The organism is Streptomyces chartreusis NRRL 3882, assembly GCF_900236475.1.
GTDB lineage: Bacteria > Actinomycetota > Actinomycetes > Streptomycetales > Streptomycetaceae > Streptomyces > Streptomyces chartreusis_D.
The window spans coordinates 8,358,490-8,372,571 of record NZ_LT963352.1; the positions used below are offsets into that span (position 1 = coordinate 8,358,490).

The following is a 14,082-nucleotide window of genomic DNA, read 5'->3' on the forward strand; positions in this document are numbered from 1 at the left end:
TGATCATCGGATGAGTGCAGCGTAGTCCGGGGACGAGAGCGTGGGGAGACCCCGTCAGCCCCCGGCGAGCCGGTCCTGCGCGGCGCGCCAGCGCTCGGTCCCGCCGCGCGGCTCGTACCGCGTGAGCGGCTGGGTACGGACGAGCAGCCGCCGCATCCCCGCCAGGTCACCGGCCAGTCCGTGGGCCCGCGCCTGCACGAGCACGTTCCCCAGGGCGGCCGCCTCGGTCGGCCCCGCGACCACCGGCAGCCCGCAGGCGTCGGCGGTCAGCTGGCACAGCAGCGCGTTGCGCGTACCGCCGCCCACCACGTGCACCACGTCGACCGGATGCCCGGCGAGCCGCTGCGCGTCCTGGACGGCCTTGCGGTGGGCGAGGGCGAGGGAGTCGAGGATGCAGCGCGTCACCTCGGCCCGCGACTCGGGCACGGGCTGCCCCGAGGCCCGGCACGCCTCGGCGATCCGCTCCGGCATCCGCCCCGGCGCGAGGAACGCCGCGTCACCCGCGTCCACGACCGACCGCAACGCCTCCACCCTGGAGGCCTCCAGCAGCAGTGCGCCCAGGTCCGGGTCGCCCCAGGCCCGCACGCACTCCTGGAGCAGCCACAGCCCCATGATGTTGCGCAGGTACCGGACCGTGCCGTCCAGCCCCAGCTCGTTGGTGAAGTTGGCCGCCCGGCTCTCCTCGGTCAGCACCGGCGCGTCCAGCTCCAGACCGGCCAGGGACCAGGTGCCGGTGCAGATGTACGCGAACCGCTCCCGCCCGGCGGGTACGGCGGCCACGGCCGACGCGGTGTCGTGCGACCCGACCGCCGTCACGGGCACGGGGCCGGTCAGCCCGGTCTCCTCCAGCACCGCGTCCCGCAGCACACCCGCCGGATCACCGGGCTGCCGCAGCGGCGCGAACAGCCCCAGGTCGACACCCAACCGCGAGGCGATGTCGTACGACCAGTCGCGCGTCCGGGGGTCGATCAGCTGGGTCGTCGAGGCGTTGGTGACCTCGGTGCCCTGCTCGCCGGTGAGCCAGTACGTCAGGAGGTCGGGGATGAGCAGCAGCCGCCGGGCGAAGGACAGCTGGGCCGAGGAGCGGGCCGCCGTCAGCTGGTACAGGGTGTTGAAGGGCGCGTACTGCAACCCGGTCGCCGCGTACAGCTCCTCCGCCGGGACGGTCGCCCACACCTTCTCCGCGACCCCTGCCGTCCGGGAGTCCCGGTAGTGCACGGGATTGCCGAGGAGCGCCCCGTCCGCGTCGAGCAGCCCGTAGTCCACGGCCCAGCTGTCGATGCCGACCGAGTCGACCTGCCCGGCCGCCTTCAGTCCGTCCAGCACCCCCGCGTACAGGCCCAGGACGTCCCAGCGCAGCCCCTCGGGCAGCCGCACGGGCCGGTTCGGGAAGCGGTGCGCCTCGGTCAGCTCCAGGCTGTCGGGGCCGACGCGGCCGACCATGACGCGCCCGCTGGACGCGCCGAGGTCGACCGCGGCGTACGACTTCACGGCCCCGCTCACCGCAGGAAGGCGGCCGCGACGCCGGCGTCGACCGGGATGTGCAGCCCGGTGGTGTGGGTCAGGTCGCCGCCCGTGAGGGCGAAGACCGCGTTCGCGACATGCTCGGGGAGCACCTCACGCTTGAGGATGGTCCGCTGGGCGTAGAACTCGCCGAGCTTCTCCTCCTCGACCCCGTACACGGCGGCCCGCTGGGCCCCCCACCCGCCGGCGAAGATCCCGGAGCCGCGCACGACACCGTCGGGGTTGACGCCGTTGACGCGGATGCCGTGCTCGCCCAGCTCGGCGGCGAGCAGCCGCACCTGGTGGGCCTGGTCGGCCTTGGTGGCCGAGTAGGCGATGTTGTTGGGCCCGGCGAACACGGCGTTCTTCGAGGCGATGTAGACGATGTCGCCGCCCAGCTCCTGCGCGATCATGACCCGCGCCGCTTCCCGCGACACGAGGAAGGACCCGCGCGCCATGATGTCGTGCTGCAGGTCCCAGTCCTTGGCCGAGGTCTCCAGCAGCGGCTTGGAGATCGAGATACCGGCGTTGTTGACGACGAGGTCGACGCCGCCGAAGGCCAGCACGGCCGCCTTGAAGGCGTCGGCGATCTGCTCCTCGGACGTGACGTCCACGGTCACGGCGACGGCCTTGTCCGGCCCGCCCAGCTCGTCGGCGACGGCCTGGGCGTTGCCGCCGTTGAGGTCCGCGACGACGACGCACGCCCCCTCGGCCACGAGCCGGTGCGCGATGGCCTTCCCGATCCCGCTGCCGGCACCGGTCACCAGCGCCACCCGCGTCGCGAGCGCCTTGGGCTTCGGCATCCGCTGAAGCTTGGCCTCCTCAAGGGCCCAGTATTCGATGCGGAACTTCTCGGACTCCTCGATCGGCGCGTACGTGGACACAGCCTCCGCGCCGCGCATCACGTTGATGGCGTTGACGTAGAACTCGCCGGCCACCCGGGCGGTCTGCTTGTCCTTGCCGAACGAGAACATGCCGACCCCGGGCACCAGCACGATCGCCGGATCGGCGCCGCGCATGGCGGGGGAGTCGGGCAGGGCGTGCCGCTCGTAGTAGGCGGCGTACTCCGCGCGGTACTCCGCGTGCAGCTCCTTCAGCCGGGCGACGGCCTCGTCGAGCGGAGCGGTCGGCGGCAGGTCGAGGACCAGCGGCCGGACCTTGGTCCGCAGGAAGTGGTCAGGGCAGGAGGTGCCGAGCGCCGCCAGCCGCGGATGCTCGGCGCTCGCGAGGAAGTCGAGGACCACCTCGGAGTCGTTGAAGTGCCCGACCTGCGGCCGGTCCCGGGAGGCGAGGGCACGGACGTACGGCGCGAGCGCGGCGGCCCGCTCCCGGCGCTCCCCGGCACTCAGCGCGGCGTACCCCTCGAGCACCGACCCGAAGGGCTCGTCCTTGCCACGCTCGGCGAGGAACTGCTCCGCGGTCCGGATGATGTGCAGCGAGTTCCGCTCGCACTCCTCGGACGTGTCCCCCCAGGCGGTGATCCCGTGCCCGCCGAGAATGCACCCGATGGCCTGCGGGTTGGCCTCCTTCACTGCCGCGATGTCCAGCCCCAGCTGGAATCCGGGCCGCCGCCACGGCACCCACACGACACTGTCCCCGAAACACTCGGCGGTCAGCTTCTCCCCGTCGGCGGCGCAGGCGAGCGCGATACCGGAGTCCGGGTGGAGGTGATCGACGTGGGCGGCCTCGACGAGCCCGTGCATGGCGGTGTCGATGGACGGCGCCGCCCCGCCCTTCCCGTGCAGGCAGTAGTCGAACGCGGCGACCATCTCGTCCTCGTGCTCCACGCCCGGGTAGACGTCGACGAGCGCCCGCATCCGGTCCAGCCGGAGCACGGCCAGCCCGGCCTCGGTGAGAGTCCCGAGGTCACCGCCGGACCCCTTGACCCACATCAGCTCGACGTCACCGCCGGTGACGGGATCGGTCTCGGTGCCCTTCGCGGAGGCATTGCCTCCCGCGTAGTTGGTGTTACGGGGATCGGAGCCGAGCCGGTGGGAACGGGCCAGGAGAGCGGCGGCTTCGGGATGGGTTGCCATGACAGTTCCTTTTCAGAAGAGAGTGGGTGAGGTGCCTTCAGGGGCGCGGGGCTGTATTGATTTGCGGCTCCGCCGCGTGGGCGCGATCAACCACATACGGCCCGCAGTCCGAATCGTGCAGAACCCGGCAGACGCTCACGCCCCCCAGCCGGCCTGCTGTCCGCCCACGCGCTCCTCGGCGATCTTCTCCGCCCACCCGGAACGGCGATACGCGGCGATCGGGTCCGGGTCGAGACCCATTTCCTCCCGCACCTCGGCCAGCAGAGGCCGGACATCGGTGTTGTACGCGTCCATCAGCACGGCATTGGCCTCCAGCACGTCACCCGACTTCTGCGCCTCACCCAGGGCCTCCCGGTCGACGAGGAGCGCCTTCGCCGTCGCCTCCTGCACATTCATCACCGAGCGGATGATCGCCGGGATCTTCGCCTCGATGTTGTGGCACTGGTCGAGCATGAACGCGACCTCGGGCGAGAACCCCCCGCCCCGGATCACCTCGTACATGATCCGGAACAGCTGGAACGGATCCGCGGCCCCGACCATCAGGTCGTCGTCCGCGTAGAACCGCGAGTTGAAGTCGAACCCTCCGAGCTTCCCCTCCCGCAGCAGCGTCGCCACGATGAACTCGATGTTGGTACCCGGTGCGTGATGCCCGGTGTCGACGACGACCTGAGCCTTCGGCCCGAGCTTCAGGCAGTGGGCGTACGCGGTGCCCCAGTCCGGCACGTCGGTCGTGTAGAACGCCGGCTCGAAGAACTTGTACTCCAGCAGCATCCGCTGCCCCTCACCGAGCCGCTCGTAGACCTCCGCGAGCCCCTCGGCGAGCCGGTCCTGCCGGGCCCGGATGTCGTCCTGCCCGGGATAGTTCGTCCCGTCGGCGAACCACAGCTTCAGGTCCGTCGAACCGGTCGCGTCCATGATGTCGACGCATTCCAGCAGATGGTCCAGGGCCTTCCGCCGCACCGCCGCGTCCGGGTGGCAGATGCTGCCGAGCTTGTAGTCGTCGTCCTGGAACGTGTTCGAGTTGATCGCGCCGAGCTTCACACCACGCTCCTCGGCATGCTTCGCCAGCGCCGCGTAGTCGTCGGCCTTGTCCCACGGGATGTGCAGGGCGACGGTCGGGGCGGCCCCCGTGAACTCGTGCACCTTCGCCGCGTCGTCCAGCTTCTCGTACGGATCGCGCGGCACACCCGCTTGCGCGAACACCTTGAAGCGCGTGCCCGAGTTCCCGTACGCCCACGACGGCGTCTCGACTGCCTGGGTCTTGAGAGCGGCCTTCACCGCGGCGAGCTCGGTCACGTCAGGGCTCCTGAGGCATCGGGTCGTAACGACCACCGAATGAAACGATTCAGGACGCGAAGTTATGGGCCCCCCGAAGGGGTGTCAACCCCTTCGACCTACGCGGTTTCCCGTGACCAGGGCGTGACCTTCTGTCCTCGAAACTTTTTCGACCGGAACCCATTGACGTGACATGCACGACCCGCCTAACGTCCCGGCAACCCAGTTGAAACCTTTCACGACGCCGAGAGGGCCGTCCCGCCGGCGTCGTCGAGGAGCCCCCATGACCCACCCGTCCACCACGGGTCCGGCCCCGGTTCTGGCACTGAGGGACGTCTCCAAGTCCTTCGGCGCGGTCCGCGCACTGCGGGACGTCTCCCTGGAGCTGTTCCCCGGGGAGGTGCACGCCCTCGCCGGTGAGAACGGTGCCGGCAAGTCCACCCTCATCAAGACGCTCGCCGGGGTGCACCGGCCGGACGCCGGCCAGGTGCTGCTCGACGGTGCGCCCGTCGCCTTCCACGGTCCCGGCGACGCCCGCGACGCCGGCATCGCCGTGATCTACCAGGAGCCCACGCTCTTCCCCGACCTGTCGATCGCCGAGAACATCTACATGGGCCGCCAGCCCCGGCGCGCCCTCGGCCGGATCGACCACAAGGCCACGCACAACGCGACCGCCGCCCTCATGGAGCGCCTCGGAGTCGAACTCGACCCCGACCGGCCCGCCCGCGGACTTTCCATCGCCGACCAGCAGATCGTCGAGATCGCCAAGGCCCTCTCCTTCGACGCCCGTGTCCTGATCATGGACGAGCCGACCGCCGCGCTCACCGGCAGCGAGGTCGCCCGCCTCTTCGGCGTCGTACGCACCCTGCGCGAACAGGGCGCCGCCGTGCTGTTCATCTCCCACCGGCTGGAGGAGATCTTCGAGATCTGCCAGCGGGTCACCACCCTGCGCGACGGCGGCTGGGTCGGCAGCGAGCCGCTGGACGGCATGACCGAGGACGACCTCGTGCGCCGCATGGTCGGCCGCGACCTCGACGAGCTCTACCCCAAGCAGGACGTGCAGCCGGGCGGCGTCGCCCTGAGCGTGCGCCGGCTGACCCGCGAGGGTGTGTTCACCGACGTCTCCTTCGAGGTGCGGCACGGCGAGATCGTCGGCCTCGCCGGGCTCGTCGGCGCCGGGCGCACGGAGGTCGCCCGGGCCGTGTTCGGCATCGACCGCTGGGACGCCGGCGAGGTCTCCGTCGACGGCAAGGCCCTGGTCAACGGCGCCCCGTCCACCGCGATGGCCGCCGGACTCGCCCTGGTCCCCGAGGACCGGCGCGCCCAGGGTCTGGTGATGGACATGTCGATCGAGCGGAACATCGGGCTCACCGGGCTGCGCACGACCGTGAAGGCCGGGCTCATGGACCGCGGCGCCGAGCGCAGCCGCTCCCTCGACTGGGCCGTCAAGCTCCAGGTCAAGTACGCCCGGATCGCCGACACCGTCAACACCCTGTCCGGCGGCAACCAGCAGAAGGTCGTGCTCGCCAAGTGGCTGGCCACCGCCCCCAAGGTGCTGATCGTCGACGAGCCGACCCGCGGCATCGACGTCGGCACCAAGGCCGAGGTGCACCGGCTGCTGTCCCAGCTGGCCGCCGACGGCGTGGCCGTCCTGATGATCTCCTCCGACCTGCCCGAGATCCTCGGCATGGCCGACCGCGTGCTGGTCATGCACGAGGGCCGCCTCACCGCCGAGATCCCACGCTCCGACGCCACCGAGGAAACCGTGATGGCCGCAGCCACCGGGAGGGCCGCCGCATGACGGTCGTCACCCCACAAGAGGCCCCCGTGGCCGACGTGCCCAAGTCGAGCGGCACCCGCCTCGTCGACCGCGTCTTCAAGATGCGCGAACTCGCCATCCTGATCGTCTTCCTGGTGATGATCGCCGTCACCCAGGCCGGCAACAGCGAGTTCCTCTCCGAACAGGGCATCAAGGACCTGCTGCTGAACGCGACGATCCTCGTGCTGGTCGCCACCGGCCAGTCCCTCGTCGTCATCACCCGCAACGTCGACCTGTCCGTCGGATCCACGCTCGGCATCAGCGCGTTCGCCGCCGGCACCTATCTCCAGGGCGGCGGCAACGCGGTCGTGGCGATCGCCCTGGCCGTGCTGCTCGGCATCGGCTTCGGACTGCTCAACGGACTGCTCGTCAGCCTCGGCCAGGTGCCCGCGCTCGTCGTCACCCTCGGCACGCTCTACATCATCCGCGGCATCGACTCCATCTGGGTCGGCTCCCGGCAGATCACCGCGGCCGACCTGCCCGGTGGTTTCGTCGACTTCGGCTCCGGTGGCATCTCGGCGGTGCCGTACCTGGCGCTGATCGCGCTGGCGGTGTTGGTGGCGACGGCCTACTACCTCAAGCACTTCGCCAGCGGCCGCGAGCTCTACGCGCTGGGCTCCAACCCCGAGGCCGCCCGCCTCGCCGGCATCCCCGTGCGCGAGCGGATCCTCGCCGCGTACACCTTCTGCGGCGCCCTCGCCGGACTCGCCGGCGCGATGTACCTCGCCCGGTTCGGCAACGTCGACTCCGGCACCGGCAACGGCTACGAACTGACCGTCGTCAGCGCGGTCGTGGTCGGCGGCGTCGTCTTCACCGGCGGCTCCGGCAGCGTCTACGGGGCGGCCCTCGGCGCGCTGCTGCTGACGTCGATCAACAGTGTGCTGCCCGCCCTCGGCGTCAGCTCCGTGTGGGTGCTCGCCATCAACGGCATCCTGCTCATCCTCGCCATCGCGGTCGACCGGATCGTCGCGCTGCGCGTGGCCTCCGCCCTGAAGAAGAGGAACGCCCGCCATGGCTGACATCTCCCTGAGCCGAGCGGTCCGCTGGTCCGCCTTGAAGAGGTGGGATTCCGCCGTCGGCGCCCTGCTGATCGTGCTGCTGCTGTTCTCCTTCGGCTTCGTCGACGGGTTCAGCAACGCGCTCAACCTGTCGTTCCTGATCGGCAACACGCTGCCGATCGCGCTGATCGCCCTGCCGATGACGCTGTTGGTGGTGTCCGGCGAGATCGACCTGTCGGTGGCCTCGACGGCGGGTCTGTCCGGTGCCGTGATGGGCGCCCTGTGGAACCAGGGCATGGCCATCGAGACGATCATCCCGATCTGCCTGCTGCTGGGCGTCGTCTGCGGGCTGGTCAACGGCCTGCTGGTGACCAGGCTGGGGCTGCCGTCCCTCGCCGTCACCATCGGCACGCTCGCCGCGTACCGAGGTATCGCGCAAATCGTGCTCGGCTCGGACGCGGTGACCGACTTCCCCTCCCAGTACCTGGACTTCGCGGCCGGGCGCATCGGCGACACGTTCGTCCCGTACGCCTTCCTGCCGTTCCTCGTCCTGCTCGCCATCGCTGTGGTCGCGCTGCACGCCACGCCGTTCGGGCGGTCGCTGTTCGCGATCGGGGCGAGTGAGGAGGCCGCGCGGTTCGCCGGCATCCGGGTCAAACGGCAGAAGCTGGTCCTTTTCACGCTGACCGGCTTGATGGCCTCTCTGACCGGGATCTTCTGGGCGCTGCACTACGCCAGCGCCCGCTACGACAACGCCACGGGTCTGGAACTCTCCGTCGTGGCGGCCGTGTTGCTCGGCGGTATCGACTTCGACGGTGGCAAGGGCACGCTGGGCGGCGCGATCGCCGGGGTGTTCCTGCTGGGGGCGTTGCAGAACGTGATGAGCCTCCAGGACGTCTCGGCGCAGTCGCAGATCGTCGTCACCGGCGTCCTGCTCGTTCTCTCCGTGCTCGGCCCCCGGGTCGTACGGCAGATCTCCACAGCGAGGGCGGGCCGCAGAGCCGCCTCGACTCCCACCCCATGACCAGCCCTTCCTCGTAAAGGACGACAGCCATGCGCAAGACAACCCTCCGCCGCAGCTGCGCGGTGCTCGCCACTGCCACCTCTCTCGCTCTCGCGCTCACCGCCTGTGGCGGGGGCACCACCAAGAAGGACGTCGCGAACGAAGGCGGTTCCGCCGCCACCGCCGGCAAGGCCGACCCCAATGCCGAGCTGAAGAAGGGGCTGACCGTCGGGTTCCTGCCCAAGCAGGTCAACAACCCGTACTTCACCACCGCCGACAAGGGCGGCGAGAAGGCCCTGGCCGAACTGGGCTCCAAGTACAAGGAGGTCGGGCCGTCCAGCGCGACCGACACCTCCGGGCAGGTCAGTTACGTCAACACGCTCACCCAGCAGCAGGTGGACGCGATGGCCGTGTCCGCGCAGGACCCGGGCGCCCTGTGCACCGCCCTCAAGCAGGCCATGAAGAACGGCATCAAGGTCGTCACGTACGACTCCGACACCACGCCCGACTGCCGCAACGCCTTCGTCTCGCAGGCCTCCGCCGAGGACCTGGGCCGTACCGAGGTGCAGCTGCTCGCCAAGCAGATCGGCTACAAGGGCGAGATCGCGATCCTGTCCGCCGCGCAGACCGCGACGAACCAGAACACCTGGATCGACTTCATGAAGGACGAGCTGAAGAAGCCCGAGTACAAGAACATGAAGCTGGTGAAGACCGCGTACGGCAACGACGACGCCCAGCAGTCCTTCCAGCAGACCCAGGGCCTGCTCCAGGAGTACCCGAACCTGAAGGGGATCATCTCCCCGACCACCGTCGGCATCAAGGCCGCCGCCCAGTACCTGTCGGGCTCCAAGTACAAGGGCAAGGTCAAGCTGACCGGCCTCGGCACCCCGAACGACATGCGCAAGTACGTCAAGAACGGCACCGTCGAGGCGTTCGAGCTGTGGGACCCGGCGAAGCTCGGCGAACTGGCCGCCCGTACCGCCGTCGCCCTGTCCTCGGGGCAGATCACCGGCAAGGAGGGCGAGACCTTCAAGGCCGGCTCCATGGGCGAGTACACCATCGGCAAGGACGGCGTGATCAGCCTCGGCAAGCCGACCGTGTTCGACGCCAAGAACATCGACCAGTTCAACTTCTAGTCCCTGGAGGATCGTTGATGCAGCGCGTGTGCTTCCTGCTGAAGGTCCGGGAGGACCGCCTCGACGAGTACCGCGAGCGGCACGCCGCCGTGTGGCCCGAGATGCTCCAGGCACTCTCGGACACCGGCTGGCACAACTACTCGCTCTTCCTGCGCGAGGACGGACTGCTCGTCGGCTACCTGGAGACCGAGGACTTCGCGGCCGCCCAGGCCGGCATGGAAGCCACCGACGTCAACGCCCGCTGGCAGGCGGAGATGGCGCCGTTCTTCGAGTCGCTGGACGGCGCCCGGCCCGACGAGGCCATGAAACCGCTCACGGAAGTGTTCCACCTCGCCTGAACGATGGAGTTCATGAGATGCGCAGACGCACGTTGCTGGCCGCCGCCCTGGCCGGAGCCGTGGTGACGCCCGCTGTCGCCTCCGGCACCGCGCGGGCCGCCGACCCCGGCCCCTCGGTCACCCGGACCGGCACCACCACCCTCGACAACCAGGCCATCTTCTTCGTGTCCTACGACGGGCTGGTCAACAACAACTCGTTCCAGAAGAACGGCCTGCTGACCTACAAGGGCTACCAGTACGCCGTCTGGTACACCGCCGACCGCAACGCCGTCGTCGGCCGCCGCGCCCTCGGCGCGAGCACCTGGTCCACCGTCAAGGTCGGGCACACGCTGCGGTACGACGACTCCCACAACGTCATCTCCATGGGTGTCTCCAAGGTCGACGGCCGGCTGCACCTTAACATGGACTCCCACAGCGACGGCTTCACCTACGTCAAGTCGGTCGCCGGGCTCATGGACGACCCGGGCGGACTGAGCTGGACGGCGAGCCGCTTCGGCGCACCCCAGTCCACCCTGGACGGCCTGACGCTGACCTCGCAGTTCACTTACCCGCAGTTCATCTCCACACCCGACGGCAAGCTCCAGCTGAGCTACCGCGTCGCCGTCTCCGGCAACGGCCGCAACGCGCTCGCCGAGTACGACGGCACGAAGTGGACCAACCTCGGCGAGTGGTCCAGCTCGACGGGCACGTACACCAGCGAGCACGGCTCCTCGACCGCCCGCAACATGTACCTGCACGGCATCGACTACGACCGGAACGGGCGGCTGCACTCCTTCTTCACCTGGCGTGAGCAGAACGGCGCCGTGATGTGCTCCAGCGGCGGCATCACCAACCACGACACCGGCTACGTCTACTCCGACGACCGCGGCCGTACCTGGCGCAACAACGCGGGCACCGTCGTCGGCGTCACCGGCGGCTCCGACAAGGTGTCCGTGAACGACGCCGGCCTGGTCGTCGACCCGCTCAACCCGGACCACTCCCTGATGAACCAGGAGAGCCAGTTCACCGACTCCGCGGGCCGGCCGCACGCGATCATCTCCTACGTCCCCGGCCGCTTCGGCCAGTGCACCACGAACTACGTGGCCGACCGCACCGCCAACGGACGCGCCTTCCACGTCCGCAAGAACGCCTCGGGCTCCTGGCAGAAGACCGAGATCCCGGTCCCGCTGAACTCCAGCCAGCGCACCAAGCTGATCCTGGACAAGTACGACAACGCCTACGCGATCTTCCCGTTCGGGCGGATCGCCGGCGCCTCGGCGGCCTCCGGCCACACCGACTGGAGGATCCTGTTCGACGGCAGCGGCCTCAACGCCTTCGGCGAGGTCGTCATCGACGAGACGCGCGTCGCGCAGGACGGGGTGCTGTCCTTCATGTACCAGGAGAAGTCCAGCGGTACGACGCCCTCCGCGCTGCACGTCGTCGACTTCCGGCTCCCTGCCTGACCGCGCCCGAGCCCCGGGGCGGCGTGCCGGTAATGTGAAGCCGCCCCGGCCGCCGCCCCCTCGTCTCCCTCTGGAGGTCCCTGCCCGATGGCCCAGTCGGTGGGTATCAAGGACGTCGCCCGCGCCGCCGGAGTCTCCGTCGGCACGGTGTCGAACGTGATCAACCGCCCGGACACGGTCGCCACCGAGACCCGGGCCCGCGTGCTGTCCGCGATAGACCGGCTCGGCTACGTCCGCAGCGAGTCCGCACGCCAGCTGCGCGCGGGTCGCAGCCGCATCATGGGGCTGCTCGTCCTCGACATGGGCAACCCCTTCTTCGTCGACGTCGCGCGCGGAGCCGAGCGCGCCGCCCGGCAGGCCGGACTCGGCGTGATGGTCTGCAACAGCGCCCAGAACCCGGGCGAGGAGGCCGAATACCTGTCGCTCTTCGCCGAGCAGCGGGTGCGCGGTGTACTGCTCACCCCGGCCGACGCCACCGGCCGCAACATCGAGGCGTTCCGCCGGCACGGCATCCCGTTCGTCCTGGTCGACCGGGTCGCCGAGGGCACCACCGAGTGCTCGGTCTCCGTCGACGACGTCGCGGGCGGTGCCCTGGCCGTACGCCATCTCGTCGACGCCGGGCACCGCTCCATCGCGTACGTCAGCGGCCCGCCCGGCCTCAACCAGGTCCGCGACCGGCGCACGGGCGCCCTCGAAGCGCTCTCCGAGGCCGGGCTCGGCCCCGACGCGCTGCGCGAGCTGCCCACCGAACGGCTGGACGTCGCCGCGGGCCGCGATGCCGGCGCCCGTCTGCTGGGCCTGGCCGACCGGCCGACCGCCGTGTTCTGCGCCAACGACCTGCTGGCGCTCGGTGTCCTCCAGGCCATGTACGCGGCCGGTGTCGACGTCCCGGACGACCTCGCCATCGTCGGCTACGACGACATCGAGTTCGCGGCGGCCGCCGCCGTCCCGCTCACCTCGGTACGGCAGCCCGCGGTCACCATGGGCGCCATGGCGGCCGACCTGCTCCTGGAGGAGACGGAGGCGGAGGGCGCGGCGCAGCCGCACGAGCACCGGCGGGTCGTCCTCCAGCCGGAACTGGTCGTCCGCCGCTCCAGTCTGTCCGCGCGCTGAGCCTGAACCGCCGTTCAGGAGGATTTCATGATCCGAAGGGGCCACTCGCGGACGCCCGCTGTGATGAACTGGGACGCGGTCCGAAAATCCGTCCGTCCCGGGAGCCCTGTTGACCCTCAGCTACCGTCAGCCCGGAGTCGTCCTCACCGACCGCCGCTTCACCGTCCCGCTCGACCACGACCACCCCGGGGGCGAGACGATCGAGCTGTACGCCCGCGAGGTCGTCGCGAGCGACAAGGCGCACCAGGACCTGCCGTGGCTGCTCTACCTCCAGGGCGGGCCCGGCTTCGGCGCGGACCGCTCCGTCGGCAGGCCCGGCTGGCTCGGCCGCGCGCTGAAGGAGTACCGCGTCCTCCTCCTCGACCAGCGCGGCACCGGCCACAGCACGCCCGCCAACCGGCAGACGCTCCCGCTGCGCGGCGGCCCCGCCGCACAGGCCGACTACCTCACGCACTTCCGGGCCGACTCGATCGTCCGCGACTGCGAGGCCATCCGCGCGCAGGTCACCGGCGGTGCCCCCTGGACCGTCCTCGGCCAGAGCTTCGGCGGCTTCTGCCTGACCACCTACCTGTCCCTCGCGCCCGAGGGCCTGGCCACCGCCGTGATCACCGGCGGACTGCCCTCCCTGGACGCCCACGCCGACGACGTCTACCGGGCCGCCTTCCCGCGCATCGAACGCAAGGTGACCGCGCACTACGCCCGCTACCCGCAGGACGCCGAACGCGCCCGCCGGATCGCCGACCACCTCCTGACGCACGACGTGGTCCTGCCGAACGGCTACCGACTCACCGTCGAGGCCTTCCAGTCCCTCGGCATCGTCCTCGGCACCGGCGACGGCACCCACCGCCTGCACTACCTCCTGGAGAACGCCTTCGTCCGCACCCCGCAGGGCTTCACGCTCTCCGACGCGTTCCAGGAGCAGGCGCAGGGCATGCTGTCCTACGCCCGCCACCCGCTGTACGCCCTCGTCCACGAGGCGATCTACGGCCAGGACGCCCGGCCCACCGCCTGGTCGGCGGAGCGGGTCCGCGCCGAGTTCCCCCGGTTCGACGCCGCGAAGGCCCTCGCGGGCGACGAACCGCTGCTGTTCACCGGCGAGTCGATCCACCCCTGGATGTTCGACTGCGACCCGGCGCTGCGCCCCCTGCGCGAGACCGCCGACCTGCTCGCCGCCCGCACCGACTGGACGCCCCTGTACGACCCGGCCCGCCTCGCCGCCAACGACGTACCGGTCGTCGCCGCCGTCTACCACGACGACATGTACGTCGACACGGCCCACTCCCTGCGCACCGCCCGCGCCATCCGCGGCCTGCGCACCTGGATCACGGACGAGTTCGAGCACGACGGCGTGCGGACCGGCGGCCAACGGGTCCTCGACCGGCTGCTGGCGCTGGCGCGGAACGAGGCGTGATGCCGTGC

General features: G+C 70.4%; 11 protein-coding genes. 8 read left to right on the forward strand and 3 right to left on the reverse strand.

The genetic code is table 11. From position 1 onward, the window contains the following. Positions 1-54 precede the first annotated feature (54 nt). The 3 genes from SCNRRL3882_RS37710 to rhaI all read right to left on the reverse strand — a co-directional run bounded on the left by SCNRRL3882_RS37710 (position 55) and on the right by rhaI (position 4,835). A complete protein-coding gene (locus SCNRRL3882_RS37710; RefSeq protein WP_029181233.1) occupies positions 55-1,503 on the reverse strand; it encodes a rhamnulokinase in 1,449 nt (482 codons plus the stop codon). Next, complete coding sequence (locus SCNRRL3882_RS37715) at positions 1,500-3,539, reverse strand: bifunctional rhamnulose-1-phosphate aldolase/short-chain dehydrogenase (RefSeq protein WP_010040707.1); 2,040 nt, start codon at positions 3,537-3,539, stop codon at positions 1,500-1,502. The genes SCNRRL3882_RS37710 and SCNRRL3882_RS37715 overlap by 4 nt, the downstream gene beginning before the upstream one ends. Positions 3,540-3,674: 135 nt before the next feature. Then, positions 3,675-4,835 (reverse strand): L-rhamnose isomerase, encoded by a 1,161-nt coding sequence (gene rhaI, locus SCNRRL3882_RS37720; protein ID WP_010040704.1) that lies wholly within the window; start codon positions 4,833-4,835, stop codon positions 3,675-3,677. Between the two features lie 262 nt (positions 4,836-5,097). On the opposite strand from rhaI, the gene SCNRRL3882_RS37725 reads away from it, so the two are divergent. The 8 genes from SCNRRL3882_RS37725 to SCNRRL3882_RS37760 all read left to right on the forward strand — a co-directional run bounded on the left by SCNRRL3882_RS37725 (position 5,098) and on the right by SCNRRL3882_RS37760 (position 14,074). Then, positions 5,098-6,615 (forward strand): sugar ABC transporter ATP-binding protein, encoded by a 1,518-nt coding sequence (locus SCNRRL3882_RS37725; RefSeq protein ID WP_010040702.1) that lies wholly within the window; start codon positions 5,098-5,100, stop codon positions 6,613-6,615. Then, positions 6,612-7,652: an ABC transporter permease gene (locus SCNRRL3882_RS37730; protein ID WP_010040698.1), complete on the forward strand. Its 1,041-nt coding sequence runs from the start codon at positions 6,612-6,614 to the stop codon at positions 7,650-7,652. Before SCNRRL3882_RS37725 ends, SCNRRL3882_RS37730 begins: the two co-directional genes overlap by 4 nt. Next, positions 7,645-8,655 (forward strand): ABC transporter permease, encoded by a 1,011-nt coding sequence (locus SCNRRL3882_RS37735; protein ID WP_010040696.1) that lies wholly within the window; start codon positions 7,645-7,647, stop codon positions 8,653-8,655. Before SCNRRL3882_RS37730 ends, SCNRRL3882_RS37735 begins: the two co-directional genes overlap by 8 nt. A gap of 29 nt (positions 8,656-8,684) precedes the next feature. Beyond that, positions 8,685-9,770, forward strand: coding sequence for a rhamnose ABC transporter substrate-binding protein (rhaS, locus tag SCNRRL3882_RS37740; RefSeq protein WP_010040695.1), 1,086 nt, complete (start codon positions 8,685-8,687; stop codon positions 9,768-9,770). Positions 9,771-9,787: 17 nt separating this feature from the next. Then, positions 9,788-10,108, forward strand: coding sequence for an L-rhamnose mutarotase (locus tag SCNRRL3882_RS37745; RefSeq protein ID WP_010040693.1), 321 nt, complete (start codon positions 9,788-9,790; stop codon positions 10,106-10,108). Positions 10,109-10,125: 17 nt separating this feature from the next. Continuing rightward, positions 10,126-11,550: a BNR repeat-containing protein gene (locus SCNRRL3882_RS37750; protein WP_010040691.1), complete on the forward strand. Its 1,425-nt coding sequence runs from the start codon at positions 10,126-10,128 to the stop codon at positions 11,548-11,550. An 87-nt stretch (positions 11,551-11,637) separates the two neighbouring features. Continuing rightward, the gene (locus tag SCNRRL3882_RS37755; protein WP_010040688.1) at positions 11,638-12,663 is read left to right on the forward strand and encodes a LacI family DNA-binding transcriptional regulator; all 1,026 of its coding nucleotides are present in this window, start codon (positions 11,638-11,640) and stop codon (positions 12,661-12,663) included. A gap of 109 nt (positions 12,664-12,772) precedes the next feature. Next, positions 12,773-14,074 carry an alpha/beta fold hydrolase gene (locus tag SCNRRL3882_RS37760; protein WP_010040686.1) on the forward strand — a complete coding sequence of 434 codons (1,302 nt, stop codon included), beginning with the start codon at positions 12,773-12,775 and terminating at the stop codon, positions 14,072-14,074. Positions 14,075-14,082: the final 8 nt, after the last annotated feature.

What these genes read in the sequence shown, in the direction of transcription:
- SCNRRL3882_RS37715 (WP_010040707.1), bottom strand. Translation starts at nt 3,539, where the DNA reads ATGGCAACCCATCCCGAAGCCGCCGCTCTCCTGGCCCGTTCCCACCGG.
- SCNRRL3882_RS37725 (WP_010040702.1), top strand. Translation starts at nt 5,098, where the DNA reads ATGACCCACCCGTCCACCACGGGTCCGGCCCCGGTTCTGGCACTGAGG.
- SCNRRL3882_RS37730 (WP_010040698.1), top strand. Translation starts at nt 6,612, where the DNA reads ATGACGGTCGTCACCCCACAAGAGGCCCCCGTGGCCGACGTGCCCAAG.
- SCNRRL3882_RS37735 (WP_010040696.1), top strand. Translation starts at nt 7,645, where the DNA reads ATGGCTGACATCTCCCTGAGCCGAGCGGTCCGCTGGTCCGCCTTGAAG.
- rhaS (WP_010040695.1), top strand. Translation starts at nt 8,685, where the DNA reads ATGCGCAAGACAACCCTCCGCCGCAGCTGCGCGGTGCTCGCCACTGCC.
- SCNRRL3882_RS37745 (WP_010040693.1), top strand. Translation starts at nt 9,788, where the DNA reads ATGCAGCGCGTGTGCTTCCTGCTGAAGGTCCGGGAGGACCGCCTCGAC.
- SCNRRL3882_RS37750 (WP_010040691.1), top strand. Translation starts at nt 10,126, where the DNA reads ATGCGCAGACGCACGTTGCTGGCCGCCGCCCTGGCCGGAGCCGTGGTG.
- SCNRRL3882_RS37755 (WP_010040688.1), top strand. Translation starts at nt 11,638, where the DNA reads ATGGCCCAGTCGGTGGGTATCAAGGACGTCGCCCGCGCCGCCGGAGTC.